The sequence below is a fragment of the Salinisphaera sp. RV14 genome (assembly GCF_052044135.1).
GTDB lineage: Bacteria > Pseudomonadota > Gammaproteobacteria > Nevskiales > Salinisphaeraceae > Salinisphaera.
The window spans coordinates 67,793-83,798 of the sequence record NZ_JBQDYF010000004.1 but is presented as its reverse complement, the minus strand read 5'-3'; the positions used below and the strand labels follow the sequence as shown (position 1 = coordinate 83,798).

Sequence of the window (16,006 nt, the reverse complement as noted above, 5' to 3'; positions counted from 1 at the left end):
GTCCTCATCGGGATGGCCGGGTTGAACGACAGTGGCCGGACGGATCATTCGATCCGCCCGGCCTTGCGCGCAACCGGCCCTACTTCTTGGGGTAACCGGCTTGCTTCATCATGCGCTTGGTGACCGAGTTGGCCTGCGCCAGCCCCTGGTCGACACTGCTCTGGCCCGCCACGATCCCGGCCATGATCTGGCCGACGCGGGTACCGATCGCCTGGAACGGCGGGATGTCCACAAACTGGATGCCCGTGTACGGCACCGGCTTGGAGCTCGGGTCCTGCGGATCGGCGGTCTGGATCGCGTTGAGCACCAGCGACGCGAACGGCGCCACCTTCTGGTACTCGGGGTTTTTGTAGGTGGACTTGCGCGTACCCGGCGGCACCGAAACCCAGCCCTTCTTCTGGCCGACGAGATCGACGTACTTCTTGGATGTCGCCCACTCGATGAAGGTCTTGGCGGCCTGCTGGTGATTCGAGGACTTCGGCACGGCCAGCGCCCAGCTATACAGCCAATGACTGCCCTTCTTGGTGGTCGCATAAGGCGAGTGCGCAAAGCCGACGTCCTTGGCCACCTTGGAGTTGGCCGGGTCCGACAGATAACCGGCGGCCACGGTGGAATCCACCCACATGGCGCACTGGCCATTGGCGAACAGCGTCTCGTTCTCGGTGAAACCGTTCGAGGTCACGCCGGGTGGGCCGTATTGCGTCACCAGTTTCTTGTATTCGGTGGCGGCTTTCTTCCAGGCGGCGGAAGTCAGCTGCGGCTTCCACTGCATGTTGAACCAGCGACCGCCATAGGAATTCACCATGGTGGAGAACAACGCCATGTTCTCGCCCCAGCCCGGCAGACCGCGCAGGCAGATGCCATAAGTGTTGTTCTTGGGATCGTTCAGCTTCTTGGCGAAGTGCTCGATCTGCGACCACTTCGGGTGCTCGGGCATGGTCAGCCCGGCCTTCTTGAACAGGTCCTTGCGATAGTAGGTCATCGAGGACTCGGCATAGAACGGCATCGCATAGAGCTTGCCGTTGGCCGACAGGGCCTTCTTGACGGTGGGGATCATATCCTTTTCGTCATAGGAGGCGGGCACGTTGTTGAACGGCACCAGCCAGCCGTTCTTGGCCCAGATCGGCACCTCGTAATTGCTGATCATGAGCGCGTCGTACTGGCCGGCATTGGTGGCAATGTCGGTGGTCATCTTCTGACGCACTTCGTTTTCCGGCAGCGTGACGAAGTTGACCTTGATGTTCGGGTGCGACTTCTCGAACACCGGCGCCAACTTCTCCATGGTCTGCATATCGGGATTGTTTACGGTGGCGATCGTGATCTGCGTTGCCGCCTGGGCCGCAGTCACGCCGCTGGCGCCGAGCACCAGGCCGGCAACCAGAAACTTCATTTTCATGATGGAGCATCTCCTCGTTGTCTTGGATAGACCAGCGGGCCCCCAAGGGCGCCCTTGCGCAGAGGCCGAAACACCGACTTCTGCAATATTGTTCTCATCATGAAAATTAATTCGCCCCCCGCGCAATTCGCCTTTAATCGAATACGCCGGGAATTGACCGCAGCGCCTGGGCGCACGGGCGCGCCGCGCGGGCTCGGTCGGGCCCGCGCGGCGCTGGATCGGGGAATGAAGCGCAACGGCCATGCCGTCGGCGCGGGCGCGTCAGGCGTGGGCGGCGATGAACGCGTCGAGCTGCTCGCGTGTCGACGTCCCTTCCATGGCGCCCTGCCGGGATACGGCACTCGCACCGGCCGCGTTGGCATAGACCAGCGCATCGGCCGCCGCCATGCCCTGGCTACGCAGTGTGCAGAACGTCGCGCCGAAGGAATCGCCGGCGCCCGTGGGGTCGACTTCCTCGACCTTGAAGCCGGGGAGTTCGCGCATGCCGCTGCTGTCGTAGTAACGACAGCCCTCGCCGCCCCGCTTGAGTACGACCTCGCCGACGCCGAGCTCGAAGGCACGCGCGACGGCGTCATCCTCGGCCGCGCGGTCCACAAGTACGTTCAGCTCGTCGTCGCTCGGCAGCAGAATGTCGGTCGACGACAGCAGGCCGGTCAGCGCCTCGCGCACACCGGGCCGGTCGAGCATTTCCTTGCGCACGTTCGGATCGAACGAGATGCGTCCGCCGGCGACCCTGACGCGCTCGATCGCGGTACGCGCGAGCTCGATCATGTGTTCGGAGAACAACGCCGTGCCGGCGACATGAAACAGCTTGCAACCATCCAGCACTGACGCGAACTGCCCCTCGGCAATCCGCGCGCAGGCCCCGTTGGCGATATTGAAGATGAAATCCCGCGAGCCGTCGTCGTAATAGGTCACGAACGCACTCGCGGTGGTCTCGTCCGCCAGCGTGGCGATCGACGACGTATCCACGCCATCAGCCTCGAGGCGCTGGATGAGCATGCGCCCGAAGGCGTCATCGCCCACCGCGCTGACCAGGGCCGCGGTCGAGCCGAGCTTGGCCGCCTGGTCGATGAAGATGGCCGGCGCACCGCCCGGGTAAGGGCCGGCGAATTGCCCGGCCTCGCCGAGGCTCTGATTCACGCGGGTGGCCATGAATTCAGCGAGCACCTCGCCGAAGGTCACGATATCGGTCATTGGCAAATGCGGTCTGTGGCTGGAGGCGCTCAGGCGGGCGGTGGGCCGGCGCTCCGCGCGACAGTGTGCGCGGAGCGCCGCAGCGCTTTACAGAATCGACTGCCCCGTCGCCTTCCAGTCGGAGACGAACTTCTCGAGACCGCTGTCGGTCAGCGGATGCTTGAACATCTGATGCAGCACCGCCGGCGGCACGGTGACCACGTCGGCGCCGGCCAGCGCCGCCTGCACCACGTGCTGCGCGCCGCGCACGGAAGCGGCCAGCACCTGGGTGTTGATGCGATCGTAGCTGCTATAGATCGTGTTGATGTCACGAATCAGCTGCATGCCTTCCTGACCGATGTCGTCCAGACGGCCGATGAACGGCGATACATAGGTCGCACCGATCTTGGCGGCCAACAGCGCCTGCGCGGCGGAGAAGCATAGCGTGACATTGATTTGTTGACCGTTGTCGACCAGATTCTTGCCGACCTTGAGGCCAGCCGGCGTCAGCGGCACCTTCACGCAGACATTGTCGGCGATGGTGGCGAGCTTCTCGCCTTCCTTCATCATCGTCTCGTAGTCGGTGGCGGCCACTTCCGCACTTACCGGGCCATCGACGATCTTGCAGATTTCGGTGATGGTCTCGATGAAGTCCTTGCCGGCCTTGTTGATCAGGCTGGGGTTGGTGGTCACGCCATCGAGCATGCCCATGTCGGCAAGTTCGCGGATTTCGTCCACGTTGGCGGTATCGACGAAGAATTTCATGCTGGATCCTTTGCTGATTTATCGAGCCGAGGCGCGCACGGAGTATGTGCGCCTAGTGTATGGTTTCGGCCAGAATAACCGGTTTGGGCCTGGGCCTTCAGCATAACGCCATCATCGCCCGTGCCAAACATGGCAAGTTAACGCAAACCCGTGCACGAGGAGAATGCCCCAATGGTCGGCGACGCGCGCAAACTTTTCATTGGTCTCGACATCGGCACCAGCAGCGCCAAGGGCGTGCTGGTCGACGAGGCCGGCCGGGTCATCGCCCGTGCCTCGGGCGACTACCCCCTGCTCGTGCCGCGTCCGGGCTGGACCGAACAGGACCCGCAGGCCTGGTGGGCCGCGGCCGAAACCGTCTTGCACACGCTCGTCGCCAACGCGCAAGCCCCGATCGAAGCGATCGGCCTTACCGGGCAAATGCACGGCGCGGTCTTTCTCGACACCGAAGGCGCGGTCATCCGGCCGGCCATTCTCTGGAACGACCAGCGCACCGGCGACGCGTGCGAGGCGATAGAACGGGATGTGGGCAGCGCGAATCTGCGCCGCATCACCGGCAATCCGGCCCTGACCGGCTTCCAGGCGCCCAAGATTCTGTGGCTGCGCGATAACGAGCCCGAGCATTACGCGCGGCTGGCCCATGTGCTCCTGCCCAAGGACTATATCCGCTATCGGCTATCCGGCGCGTTCGCGACCGATGTCTCCGACGCCGCCGGCACCCTGTTGCTGGATCTGCAGGCACGCGATTGGTCCGACGACGTGCTGTCCGCGCTCGACATCCCGCGCGCGTGGCTGCCGCAGGTCTTCGAAAGCCCCGAGGTAACCGCCCGGGTTTCGGCGACCGGCGCCGACACGACCGGGCTGGCCGCCGGCACGCCGATCGTCGCCGGGGCCGGCGACAACGCGGCGGCGGCGGTGGGCGGCGGCATCGTCAAGACCGGGGTCGCCTTCGTATCGATCGGTACCTCGGGCGTGGTCTTCGCGCATAGCGAATCGGCGACACCGGACACCAGCGGCGAACTGCATTGCTTCTGTCATGCGGTGCCGGGCGCCTATCACCTGATGGGCGTCTCGCTGGCCTCGGGCGGCAGCCTGCAGTGGTTCGCCGATCGTATCGCCAGCGATGAAGCCGCGGTCGCCCAGCGCCTGGGGCGCAACCTGCATGAGTTGCTCGCAGCCGAAGCCGATACCGTCCCCCCGGGCGCGGACGACCTGTATTTCCTGCCCTATCTCGCCGGCGAGCGCACACCACACATGGACCCGAACGCGCGCGGCGCGTGGATCGGCCTGACGCTGTCGCACGACCGGCGACACATGGTGCGCGCCATCCTCGAAGGCGTGGCGTTCTCGCTGCGCGACTCCCTGGTTCGCATCGAGGCCCAGGGCGTGATGCCCGACAAGCTCATCCTGGGCGGCGGCGGCGCGCATAGCGACGTCTGGCGCCGTATTCTCGCCGCCGTGCTGAACAAGCCCGTCGCGGTGCAGCAGGACCAGGAAGGGCCGGCCTACGGCGCCACCGTGCTGGCGGCCGTTGGCGCGGGCGTACACGCGAATGTGGATGCCGCGGTCGCCGCCATGGTCTCGGCGCCCGAGCACTTCGAAGCGCCCGATGCCGCACTGGTGGCTGAATACGCGCCGCGCTACGCACGCTTTACCCGCCTTTATCCGGCGCTGCGCGATATCGACTGAGGCCAGCGATCGCACACGACCGGGCGATCGGACGGGGCGGAAACACGCCCCGGATTGGCAGAATATTCAGCGCGCCGATGAACACGGGGCGTCAACAAGGCCCGTTGACCGGCGGCGCAATATAGCGCGGCGCAAGCAGGCGACCCATGGCTGTTGCGGCCGTCCGCCTTGCGTCAATTCCTCATGGCCCTGGCGCCTTGGCGCCGGGCCGGGCGCAGCGCGCCTGTGCGAGCCACCCGAACTGCAGGCCGACGACCGCCATGCCGAACGAACCTGTGCGCATGTCAGCCCCGTCGCAGACGGCGTGCCCGGCTACTGACCGGCGCGCGGACCAACGGCCGGCCAGCCCAAGCCGAAGGCCGGCCATGCCGCGGATCAGCCTCCGCCCATCATCGTCCGCATTTCGAGGCTGTACATCAGCCAGAGCGTACCGCCGACCAGAATCGCCAGAATCACGATACAGAAAGCACCCGATCCGGCGTTCCAGGCATGCTCCTCGGAGAAGTCCAGATGCAGGAAGAAATACAGATGCACCAGTATCTGCACCACGGCCGCTGCCGCAATGAGAATCAGCGTGGCACCCGCTGACAGCCAACCGAAAGCCACCGCGCCGAAGGGAATCGCCGTGAGGATCAATGCAAGAACGAAACCGGTCAGATAGGTCTTGAGATTCAGACCGCCGAGTCGAATGTCATGGCTGGACGTGCTCATTGCATGAACCCCGAAAGATAGACCGTCGAGAACACCGCGATCCACACGATGTCCAGGAAATGCCAGAACAGCGCCAGACGCAACAGCCGCGAAGCCACCGGCGCCGTTACCCCCTTGATTGCCACCTGCCCGATCATGACCGCGATCCAGATCAGGCCGAAGGTCACGTGCGTACCGTGCGTACCGACCAGCGTGAAGAACGCCGACAGGAAGGCGCTGCTCCATGGGCCGGCCCCTTCCGCGACCAGTCCCAGGAACTCGCGCACTTCGAGCCCCACGAACAGGGCGCCGAATACGAAGGTAATCAGCAACCACAGCAATACCTGCGACTTGCGCCGGGCGTGCACGGACAGCAGCGCCATACCAAAGGTGATGCTGGAAAACAGCAGCGCCATCGTCTCGAAGAAGACATCGCGCAACTCGAACAGATCGCGACCCGAGGGACCGCCGTTGTAGTGATCGGATACGGTCACGAACATCGTGAACAGCATCGAGAAGATGATCACGTCGCTCATGAGATACACCCAGAACCCGAAGTTCACCAAGGTGTTCGGGCTGGATGCCGCTTGAACGTCGTTGGCGCCGGCGGCATGACTCGTCATAGTTGTTCCAAATCGCTCACGAAAACCTGAAAAGACAGGGGCTGCGGCGCGGCCCTAGGCGACGCCGGCTTCCTGCAACTTGCGATAGCGCTCGTTCTCGACGCGCTCCACCTCGGCCGCCGGGATGATGAACCCGACGTCATCCTGGCAACCGCGAATGATCACGGTCGCCAGCATGCCCAGCGCCGAGGCAATGCCCAGCCACCAGATATGCCAGATCAGCCCGAAGCCGAAGAAGAACGACAACGCACCGATAAGGAAGCCGGCCACGGTGTTCTTGGGCATGTGGATATCGTCGTACTGCGCCGGCCGCTTGTAGGCCTGACCGGCCTCCTTCATGGCGGTGAAGGCATCACGCCCTTCCACGCGGGGAATCACCGCGAAGTTGTATTCCGGCGGCGGCGAGGACAGCGACCATTCCAGCGTCCGCCCGTTCCAGGGATCGCCGGTCACGTCACGCAGCTGTTCGCGATTACGCACGCTCACGATCAACTGAATGACCATGCTGACCACACCGAACAGCACGACCAGAGCCCCGATGGCGGCCACGATGAGAAACGGCTGCCAGGCCGGGTCGTCGTAGGTGACCATTCGGCGCGGCATCCCCATCAGGCCCAACACGTACAACGGCATGAAGGCGAGATAGAAGCCGATGGTCCAGCCCCAGAAGGAACGCCGGCCCCATTTTTCGTCCAGCCGGAAGCCGAAGGCCTTCGGGAACCAGTAGTGGTAACCGGCGAACAGACCGAACAGCATTCCCGGGATCAGCACGTTGTGAAAGTGCGCCACCAGGAACAGGCTGTTATGCATCTTGAAGTCGATGCCGGGGATGGCCAGCATCACACCCGTCATGCCGCCGATAGTGAAGGTGATGATGAAACTCAACGTCCACAGGATCGGCAGGTTGAACGAGATCCGTCCGCGGAACATCGTGAACAGCCAGTTGTAGATCTTCACCCCGGTGGGCACGCCGATGACCATGGTCGCGATCGCGAAGATGGAGTTGCGCGTGGCGTCCTGGCCCATGGTGAAGAAGTGATGCACCCAGACCGTGAACGACAGCAGCGCGATCACGATGGTCGCCCCGACCAGCGATTTGTAGCCGAACACGCGTTTGTTGGAGTAGGTCGCGACCACTTCCGAGAACACCCCGAAGGCCGGCAGAACCAGAATGTACACCTCCGGATGACCCCACACCCAGAACATGTTCACGTACATCATCTGGTTGCCGCCGCCGCCCGACGTGAAGAAGTGCGTGCCGACGTAGCGATCCAGCGTGAGTAGCGCCAGCACCACGGTCAGCGCCGGGAAGGCCAGCACCATCAGGATATTGGTGCAGAGCGTGGTCCAGGTGAAGATCGGCATGCGCATGAACGTCATGCCCGGCGCACGCTCCTTGATGATAGTGACGAAAAAGTTGATGCCGGTCAGGGTGGTACCGATACCCGAAATCTGCAATGCCCAGATCCAGTAGTCCACGCCGACGCTCGGGCTGGCCGACAACTCCGAATACGGCGCGTACCCGGTCCAGCCTGCTTCCGAGAACTGACCGATCGCCAGCGATGCCATCACCAGCAGGCCAGCCGAGGCGGTCAGCCACAGGCTGATCGAGTTGACGTACGGAAAGGCGACATCGCGCGCACCAATCTGCGTCGGCACCGCGATATTCATCAGACCGATCAGGAACGGCATGCCCACGAAGAAGATCATCATGGTGCCGTGGCCGGTGAACAGCTCCGCGAAGTGCCCGGCCGGCAGATAACCGGACATGCCGGGGCCGGCGAAGGCCTGCTGGGCACGCATCATCAGCGCGTCGACGAAGCCGCGCAGCAAGAAGACGAAGGCGATGATGATGTACATCACGCCGATCTTCTTGTGGTCGACCGAAGTCAGCCACTCCTTGTAGAGATACTTCCATTGACCGAAGTAGGTCACCCCGGCGATGACCGACAGCCCGACCACCGCCATGAGGATGTCGGCACTGAAGATGATCGCGTTGTCGTAGGGGATCGCGTGGATCGTGAGCTTGCCAAAAATATCCATGGTGTTATCTCGCGGGTATCGCCAGGCCGGCGCGCGCTACTCGTGCGCCGCCGTCGGCGTGAGCTCAGCCTTCATGTCCGGCTTCATACCCGGGCTCTTCGCCGGGTGGAACTGGCCGATTACATCGGCGAACAGTCCGGACGAGACCGGCGCAAAGTAGATCGGGTTCTTGACCACGCTGGGCTGCGCGAACTGCTTGAACGTGCTCATATCCAGTGGTTTTCCCTGGGAACGGACCTTATCCAGCCATTGCTTGTAGTTCCGTTCGGTCATGGCCCGGGCGACAAAGCGGTTCTTGGCGAAACCGTGGCCGTTGTACTGGTAATTGCCACCGGCGAAGTCGCCGGTCTTGTGCGACATCAGATGCAGCTGGGTCTGCATGCCCGACATGGCGAAGATTTGCGTGCCCATGCGCTGGATCATGAACGCATTCATCACCGAGTTGGACGTCAGCCGAATGTTGAGCGGCACGTCCTTCGGGAAGGCGAACTCATTGACCGAGGCCACATGCTGGTCGGGATAGATGAACAGCCACTTCCAGTCCGTGGCCACGGCCTCGATCGTGATCGGCTTGGCGTCCGATTTGATGGCCTTGTACGGATCGAGGTCGTGGGTGGAGATCCAGGTCATCACCGACAGGATGATGAGGATCACCACCGGGCCGCCCCAGACGAAGATCTCGATCAACCAGGAATGGTCCCAGTCGGGCGAATATCTGGAATCGGTATTGGACTTGCGATAACGCCAGGCGATGCCGAACGTGAGCGCCACGATCGGAATCAGCACGAACATCATCAGCACGATCGTGAACAGCGTGATGTCGCGTTCGGTCTGGCCGACCGGGCCGACCGGCATCATGGTACTCAGGCTTGTACCACAGCCGCTGATCAGCAAAAGCAGAGCGGCGGCGGATACCCCCGAGGAAAAGCGAAAAATCTTGCCTAGCATTGCGTTATAAGCCCTGGAGTCGAACCGGACCGGGCACTCGCGGGTCAGGCCCGCCGGCCAAATCACGTATAAACGGCTTGGCCGGAACCCCATACCGACCATGACTCTGGCGCGGGCTGGCTATGCAGCCCGCGTTTAGGCGAAAAATACATCCGCCCGCCCACGCGGTCAATCTTCAACCAAAGTAGTATTCAGCGCGGTTTACGTCACTTTAAGCCGCAAACGAAACGAAACATAAACCTGTAGAAACATATGCTTTCCGAATCGGGCGGGCGAATCGGACGGCCCCGCCGCCGATCCAGCGCCCGGAAAAAATTTATCGCGCAATCGAGGTACGCTGGGGCCGGCGGCAGCATTTCATCGACCTTGTCCGGCGTACCCGCGTCGGCATGGCCGGCCGCTTGCGCCCTTTCGTTTTCATCCGAGTCCGTTTGATGCCGTTCGACGTGTCGCCGATCCGATCCCTGTTGTTGTCGCTGCTGGTGGCGCTCGCCTGCGTGGCGACGCCGGCCGCCGCCCAAGGTCTGGGCCTGGGGCTCGGGCACGCGCCCCAGGCCCAGACCCAGCCCCAGAACAAGCCCGACGCCAAGCAGTTGAACGCCTCGCTCGACAACATCATCAGCACGCTGGAGAACGACAACAAGCGGGCCGCGCTGGTCAAGCAGCTCAAGCAGCTGCGCGCCTCGACCCGGGCGGCGGCCAAGCACGAAAACCCGATTACCGGCGCCCATGGCGGCCTGCTCGGCGCTCTTTCGGATTCCATCAGCAATCTCAGCAAACAGGCCAGGGGCGGCGAGTCGCCCCTGGATATCTGGCGACGCAATGCACGCCAGGCGGCCACCAACGTCCGTGAATTGTTCGTCGGCGCGCGCCGGCAGGCCCTGGTGAGCAACATCGCCGAAATTGCATTCGGCCTGTCCATGCTCACGAGCGCCCTGGTGGTCATGACCCTCGCCGGGCGCAGTCTATTCGTGCGCCGAGGCTGGCCGATCAAGCTGCCGCCGGAGCCAAGACCCTGGATGCTGCTGGCCCACTTCTGTCGCCGGGTAACGCCCTGGGTCGTCACGTTCGCGGCACTGCTGGCGGTGATCCATCTGGTCCAGCCCGCGGCGCCGGCCAGCGCCACCTTGCTTGTCATAGCCTACGTCGGCCTGTGCGGGCGCTTGCTTTCGACCGTCTTCGATGTCGTGATCGCCCTGTTCACCCGCGGCCATCGTCGTGTGGCGGTGTCCATCCTGCACGACAAGGCCCTCGGGCCGCTGTTTTTCATCGGCGCCCTGGTCGCCTTCGGCGATGCGGTCAACAGCGCCCGCCTTTCGGACCTGCTGGGCGCCAGCCTCGCGGACTGGCTATCCGTGGTGGCCAACATGCTCGCGGGATTGTCCAGCGGCGCCCTGATCCTGCGCATCCGGCGTCCGGTGGAGCACCTGATTCGCAACCGTTCGCTGGCCAACCGACGCGATCGCGGCGGTTTGCGGGAACTGGTGTCGATCAGCGCCCAGCTCTGGCACGTGCCCGCCCTGCTGCTGATCACCGCGTCGCTCGCCGCCATTTTCCTCACTGGCGGGCAGGCACACGCGGCCTTTGCGCGCGCCATGATCTGCACGGTTCTACTGGTGCTGACCCTGGTAACCACCGGCATCATCCGGCGCCAGCATGAGCGGGCCGCGCGGCGACCGCGCAAGACCCCCTATGCCGGGCGGTTCCGCAATTTCGGCTTCACGCTGGCACATGGCATTGCCTGGCTGGCCTTCGCCGAATTGTCGGTCCGGGTGTGGGGTTTTTCGTTGTTCGGCATCGGCGAACACGGAGCGGTCAGCGGCGAAATCGGTCGGGCCCTGCTGGGGGTCGGGCTGACGATCGTGCTTGCCTGGCTGATCTGGATCGTGGTCGACACCGCCATCCATCGTGCGCTGCATGGCCGTGGTGCGCACGGTCGCCGACGCAATACCAATCGCGCGCAAACCATCACGCCGATGATCCGCAACCTGGCGTTATTCGTGATCATTATCGTGGCCGGCATCGTCGGGCTGGCCAACCTCGGCGTGAATGTCACGCCGCTACTCGCCGGTGCCGGTGTAATCGGCATCGCGCTCGGCTTCGGTGCCCAGAGCCTGGTGGCCGATCTGATCACCGGCATCTTCATCCTGATCGAGGATTCGCTGGCGGTCGGCGATTTCGTCGAAATCAACGGGTTCATGGGCACGGTCGAGGGGCTGAATCTACGCGCCGTACGCCTGCGCGATCTCGATGGCGTCGTGCATATCACGACGTTCTCCCACATCGACGCGATTCACAACATGTCGCGCCAGTTCGGCATCGCCCTGATCAAAATCCGCATTCCGCACGACCTGCGCATCGACGACGCCATCGAGCTGATGCGGCGCACGGCGTCCGACCTGCATCGCGACCCGTTCATGCGCGGGCTGATCCGTTCGCATCTGGAGATGCAGGGCATTCACGAGTTCGATAACGGCTGCCCGATCCTGCGCATGCGCCTGCGTACCGCGCCGGAATATCAATGGGACGTATCCCGTGCCTTCAACCTCGCGTTGAAACGCCGGATGGAAAGCGAATACATCAATCTCGGCGCCCCGCGCATGAGCGTTTCCATGGAAGCCGGCGGCGGCGCACGCTATGACAAGCGCGGCAAGACCGGCGAAGACGAGCCGAGCGCCACCGTGGACTGGCCGATGGACAACCAGGCCTCGCCATCGCCCGACCCGGGTTGACGCCCCGGTCGCGGGCCGCGGCGCCCCCGGCAGGCCAAAAGACGGGGCCCGAAGGCCCCGCTCCTGACCGCGGCGGTCGAAGTCACCGCGGGTCCAACACCCGGTCCAGACCAGGGCCTGTTGCCGTCTCGTGCGAGTCCGCGCCAAGCGCTGTTTTGCGGCAAGACGAGGCGTAGTGCGCGCCGTGCAGTCACTCTGCACAAGCGGGCTACAACGCTGGATTGCCGCAAAACAGCGCTTGTCCCGAAGGGTTGGGCCGCAAATCGCGCTCGGCGGCGTTGCAAGTCTTGATCGTGGCACGCCACGATCAGCGACTCGCGCCTTGCCGAACACGATTTGCGGTCTCCAACGCGGCGCTCGCACGAGGCGGCAACAGGCCCTAGCCAAACTGGTTCATGGTGTTGTGCGCCCCTCCCGCCTTGAGCGCGTTCTCGCGGGAGAAGAACTCCTTGTGATCGTCGCCGATGTTGGAACCGGCCATGTCCTGATGCCTGACGGTCGCAATGCCATCGCGGATCTCGACCCGCTGCACATCGCGCACGTAAGCCAGCATGCCGTCGTCGCCGAAATAATGACGGGCCAGCTGGTCGGTGGACAACGCCGTCGTGTGATATGTCGGCAGCGTGATCAGGTGATGGAACACACCGGCGTGCCGTGCGGCATCGCGCTGGAAGTTCCGGGTCCACTCGTCGGCCACCCGGGCCAGCTCGGTGGCATCGTACTCGGCGGCCATCAACTGGGCGCGATCGTAGGCCGACACATCCCTGCCTTCATCGGCCCATGCGTCATAGACCTGCTGACGGAAGTTCAGCGTCCAGTTGAACGACGGGCTGTTGTTGTAGACCAGCTTGGCGTCGGGCACTTCTTCGCGAATACGATTCACCATGCCCCCGATGTGGTCCACATTCGGCGTGGAGGTCTCGATCCAGAGCAGGTCGGCACCGTTTTTCAGGCTGGTGATGCAATCCAGCACCACGCGGTCCTCGCCGGTGCCCTTCTTGAACTCGAACAGACCCGAAGCCAGGCGCTTGAGGCGCACCAGCTTGCCGTTCTGCTTGATCACCACATCCGATGCGTTGATCTCGGACGGGTCGGTGATCTCCTCGCCGTCGAGATAACTGTTGTACTGATCGCCCAGATCGCCCGGCGCCTGCGACACCGCGATCTGCTGGCTCAGGCCCGCACCCAGCGAGTCCGTGCGCGCGACGATCACGCCGTCGTCCACACCGAGTTCCAGGAACGCGTAGCGCACGGCGTTGATCTTGGCCAGGAACGCCGCATGCGGCACCGTCACCTTGCCGTCCTGATGACCGCACTGCTTGACGTCCGAGACCTGATTCTCGATCTGGATCGCACAGGCCCCGGCCTCGATCATCTTCTTGGCCAGCAGATAGGTCGCCTCCTCGTTGCCGAAACCGGCGTCGATGTCGGCGATGATCGGGATGACATGGGTTTCGAAGTTGTCGATCCGGCTCTGGGCCTTCTTCGCCGCCACCTCATCGCCGGCCTCGCGGGCGGCTTCGAGTTCGCGGAAATAATGGTTGAGCTCCCAGGCATCCGCCTGCTTCAGGAAGGTATACAGCTCCTCGATGAGCGCCGGCACCGCCGTCTTTTCGTGCATCGACTGGTCCGGCAACGGGCCGAATTCACTGCGCAACGCGGCCACCATCCAGCCGGACAGGTACAGATACCTGCCCTTCAGACTGCCGAAATGCTTCTTGATCGAGATCGCTTTCTGTTGGCCGACGAATCCATGCCAGCAGCCGAGCGACTGCGTGTAGCAGGCCGGGTCGGCATCGTAGGCGGCCATGTCCTCGCGCATGATTTTCGCCGTGTAGCGCGCGATGTCGAGCCCGGTATGAAAGCGGTTCTGCGCACGCAGACGCGCAGCATGCTCGGGATTGATGGCACGCCATGGCTCGCCGAAGCGCTCCCGCAGCGACGAGATATCGCTGATGTCGTTTCTATAGTCGGACATGATCAGACTTCCTCTTGAAAACCAGCACCGCACAACGGCCGATATATCAGGCAATAATTCTTTTCCCGCAGCCGATGGAGCCAAGTCTAGAGGGGTGCTCTTAATATGAATAGAAAATGAAATCTATTTCCGACATTCACAACATGAATATTGCGTCACCGCTCAGGCATCCCGATATCCGGCCAACCTGCCTCACGACCGGCTCGACCAGCGGTTCGGACCGGGGCCATTGCCGCTCCCTGCGACGCGACGTTGCGGCCGCAACCAGGCCCGGCCGGACGACGCCGGCTACGCGTGTGCTGCATTGCCCCCCCCGGTGGGGGCGCCGGAAGGCGCGGCGGCTGTTTCCTGCCATCCCGCATTGCCCGCGCCTGCGGCACCGGCGTTGTATCGCCCGACGCGCCGGGCCCGGAAAACGATTGAACGCTGGCGGGCAACCCGCAGTGCGGCGGTGCGTGCAACGACAACCAAGCCGATACGCTAGGGCCTGTTGCCGTTTTGTGCGAGTCCGCGCCAAGCGCTGTTTTGCGGCAAGACGAGGCGTAGTGCGCGCCGTGCAGTCACTCTGCACAAGCGGGCTACAACGCTGGATTGCCGCAAAACAGCGCTTGTCCCGAAGGGTTGGGCCGCAAATCGCGCTCGGCGGCGTTGCAAGTCTTGATCGTGGCACGCCACGACGCGGCGACTCGCGCCTTGCCGGACACGATTTGCGGTCTCCAACGCGGCGCTCGCACAAAACGGCAACAGGCCCTAGAGCCCCAGCGCGGCCTCGGGGGGTACATGGTCGTAGCCGTGGCGCTCGGCCACCGGGGCACAGGTCACCTGCCCGGCATGCACGTTCAGCCCGCGCCGCAGATGCTCGTCGTCGGCCATTGCGTTTTTCAGGCCCCGATCCGCGAGCGCGACGACGTGGCCCAGGGTGGCGTGATTGAGCGCGAATGCCGACGTACGCGGCACCGCGCCCGGCATGTTGGCCACGCAGTAGTGCACCACGCCGTCGACAATATACGTGGGCTCGGCGTGGGTGGTCGGCCTGGAGGTCTCGAAGCAACCGCCCTGATCGATGGCGACATCCACCAGCACCGACCCCGGCTGCATGCGCGACACCCATTCAGCGCTGACCAGCTTGGGGGTTTCCGCGCCCGCCACCAGGACCGCACCGATCACGGCATCCGCCGCGAGCACCTCGGTCTCGGTGGCGGCCGCCGTCGCATATACGGTGCGCAGCGACGGCCCGAACCGCGCAGCCAGACGCCGCAACACGTTGACCTGGCGATCGAGCACGACCACATCGGCGCCCAGTCCCAGCGCCATCGTGATCGCGTTCTCACCAACCACGCCACCGCCGATCACCACCACCCGCGCCGGCGACACCCCGGGCACGCCCCCCATCAGCACCCCGCGCCCGCCGCTGATCTTCTCCAGGCTTTGGGCTGCAGCCTGCGCGGCCAACCGACCGGCCACCTCCGACATTGGCGCCAGCAACGGCAATCCACCGTGGTCGTCGGTGATCGTCTCGTACGCCACGCAGCTCGCGCCGGAGGCGACCAGATCAGCGGTCTGCGCGGCGTCGGGCGCGAGATGCAGATAGGTGAATAGCAGTTGGCCCGGGCGCAGGCGCTTGCGCTCCCCGGGCTGCGGCTCCTTGACCTTGACGATCATGTCGGCCGCCTTGAACACCGCCACCGCATCGTCGGCGATAAGCGCCCCGGCCTGCGCGTACTCGCTGTCCTCACAACCGATACCCAGCCCGGCCGTCGTTTCCACGAGCACATCGTGGCCGCGCTTGACCAGTTCACGCACGCTGTCCGGCGTCAGGCCGACGCGATATTCATGATCCTTGATTTCCCTGGGGACACCGATGTGCATGGCTCGCTCCTGTGTGGTTGGGCGCCGATGCGCGTGCCCTTATGATAACCGGCCCTGTCACCGTGGGCCGACCGCCGCCGGCACGAACGATGCCAACGAC

The 16,006-nt window shown here is 63.9% G+C and carries 11 protein-coding genes; 2 read left to right on the top strand and 9 right to left on the bottom strand.

Annotation, left to right across the window (positions count from 1 at the left end; translation table 11 throughout):
* Nucleotides 1–79: 79 nt before the first annotated feature.
* The 3 genes from ACS8Y6_RS06145 to fsa form a co-directional block, all read right to left on the bottom strand.
* Entirely contained in the window at nt 80–1,396 is a 1,317-nt protein-coding gene (locus ACS8Y6_RS06145; RefSeq protein ID WP_440849884.1) for an ABC transporter substrate-binding protein, read from the bottom strand.
* Between the two features lie 261 nt (nt 1,397–1,657).
* Entirely contained in the window at nt 1,658–2,593 is a 936-nt protein-coding gene (locus ACS8Y6_RS06140; protein ID WP_440849883.1) for a sugar kinase, read from the bottom strand.
* Between the two features lie 87 nt (nt 2,594–2,680).
* The gene (gene fsa, locus ACS8Y6_RS06135) at nt 2,681–3,337 is read right to left on the bottom strand and encodes a fructose-6-phosphate aldolase (RefSeq protein ID WP_440849882.1); all 657 of its coding nucleotides are present in this window, start codon (nt 3,335–3,337) and stop codon (nt 2,681–2,683) included.
* Nucleotides 3,338–3,487: 150 nt separating this feature from the next.
* Between fsa and xylB the strand changes: the two genes are divergently transcribed.
* Nucleotides 3,488–5,023, top strand: coding sequence for a xylulokinase (gene xylB, locus ACS8Y6_RS06130; protein ID WP_440855194.1), 1,536 nt, complete (start codon nt 3,488–3,490; stop codon nt 5,021–5,023).
* 375 nt (nt 5,024–5,398) lie between these two features.
* Here the strand turns inward: xylB and cyoD are convergent, their stop codons facing one another.
* The 4 genes from cyoD to cyoA are packed head-to-tail and all read right to left on the bottom strand — an operon-like array spanning nt 5,399 to nt 9,327.
* The gene (gene cyoD / locus ACS8Y6_RS06125) at nt 5,399–5,734 is read right to left on the bottom strand and encodes a cytochrome o ubiquinol oxidase subunit IV (RefSeq protein WP_440849880.1); all 336 of its coding nucleotides are present in this window, start codon (nt 5,732–5,734) and stop codon (nt 5,399–5,401) included.
* A complete protein-coding gene (cyoC, locus tag ACS8Y6_RS06120) occupies nt 5,731–6,336 on the bottom strand; it encodes a cytochrome o ubiquinol oxidase subunit III (RefSeq protein ID WP_109993569.1) in 606 nt (201 codons plus the stop codon). The genes cyoD and cyoC overlap by 4 nt, the downstream gene beginning before the upstream one ends.
* A gap of 54 nt (nt 6,337–6,390) precedes the next feature.
* Nucleotides 6,391–8,373: a cytochrome o ubiquinol oxidase subunit I gene (gene cyoB, locus ACS8Y6_RS06115; RefSeq protein ID WP_440849899.1), complete on the bottom strand. Its 1,983-nt coding sequence runs from the start codon at nt 8,371–8,373 to the stop codon at nt 6,391–6,393.
* A gap of 42 nt (nt 8,374–8,415) precedes the next feature.
* Complete coding sequence (cyoA, locus tag ACS8Y6_RS06110; protein ID WP_440849879.1) at nt 8,416–9,327, bottom strand: ubiquinol oxidase subunit II; 912 nt, start codon at nt 9,325–9,327, stop codon at nt 8,416–8,418.
* A gap of 434 nt (nt 9,328–9,761) precedes the next feature.
* Here cyoA and ACS8Y6_RS06105 point away from each other — a divergent pair, with 434 nt between their 5' ends.
* Nucleotides 9,762–12,059: a mechanosensitive ion channel family protein gene (locus ACS8Y6_RS06105; RefSeq protein WP_440849878.1), complete on the top strand. Its 2,298-nt coding sequence runs from the start codon at nt 9,762–9,764 to the stop codon at nt 12,057–12,059.
* Between the two features lie 379 nt (nt 12,060–12,438).
* Here the strand turns inward: ACS8Y6_RS06105 and ACS8Y6_RS06100 are convergent, their stop codons facing one another.
* Both ACS8Y6_RS06100 and ald read right to left on the bottom strand, forming a co-directional pair.
* Entirely contained in the window at nt 12,439–14,037 is a 1,599-nt protein-coding gene (locus ACS8Y6_RS06100; protein WP_440849877.1) for an isocitrate lyase, read from the bottom strand.
* 750 nt (nt 14,038–14,787) lie between these two features.
* Complete coding sequence (gene ald, locus ACS8Y6_RS06095; RefSeq protein ID WP_440849876.1) at nt 14,788–15,906, bottom strand: alanine dehydrogenase; 1,119 nt, start codon at nt 15,904–15,906, stop codon at nt 14,788–14,790.
* Nucleotides 15,907–16,006: the final 100 nt, after the last annotated feature.

Excerpts from the sequence above, each read along its gene's own strand:
- ACS8Y6_RS06145 (WP_440849884.1), bottom strand. The coding sequence starts at position 1,396 with ATGAAAATGAAGTTTCTGGTTGCCGGCCTGGTGCTCGGCGCCAGCGGC.
- ACS8Y6_RS06140 (WP_440849883.1), bottom strand. The coding sequence starts at position 2,593 with ATGACCGATATCGTGACCTTCGGCGAGGTGCTCGCTGAATTCATGGCC.
- fsa (WP_440849882.1), bottom strand. The coding sequence starts at position 3,337 with ATGAAATTCTTCGTCGATACCGCCAACGTGGACGAAATCCGCGAACTT.
- cyoD (WP_440849880.1), bottom strand. The coding sequence starts at position 5,734 with ATGAGCACGTCCAGCCATGACATTCGACTCGGCGGTCTGAATCTCAAG.
- cyoC (WP_109993569.1), bottom strand. The coding sequence starts at position 6,336 with ATGACGAGTCATGCCGCCGGCGCCAACGACGTTCAAGCGGCATCCAGC.
- cyoA (WP_440849879.1), bottom strand. The coding sequence starts at position 9,327 with ATGCTAGGCAAGATTTTTCGCTTTTCCTCGGGGGTATCCGCCGCCGCT.
- ACS8Y6_RS06105 (WP_440849878.1), top strand. The coding sequence starts at position 9,762 with ATGCCGTTCGACGTGTCGCCGATCCGATCCCTGTTGTTGTCGCTGCTG.
- ACS8Y6_RS06100 (WP_440849877.1), bottom strand. The coding sequence starts at position 14,037 with ATGTCCGACTATAGAAACGACATCAGCGATATCTCGTCGCTGCGGGAG.
- ald (WP_440849876.1), bottom strand. The coding sequence starts at position 15,906 with ATGCACATCGGTGTCCCCAGGGAAATCAAGGATCATGAATATCGCGTC.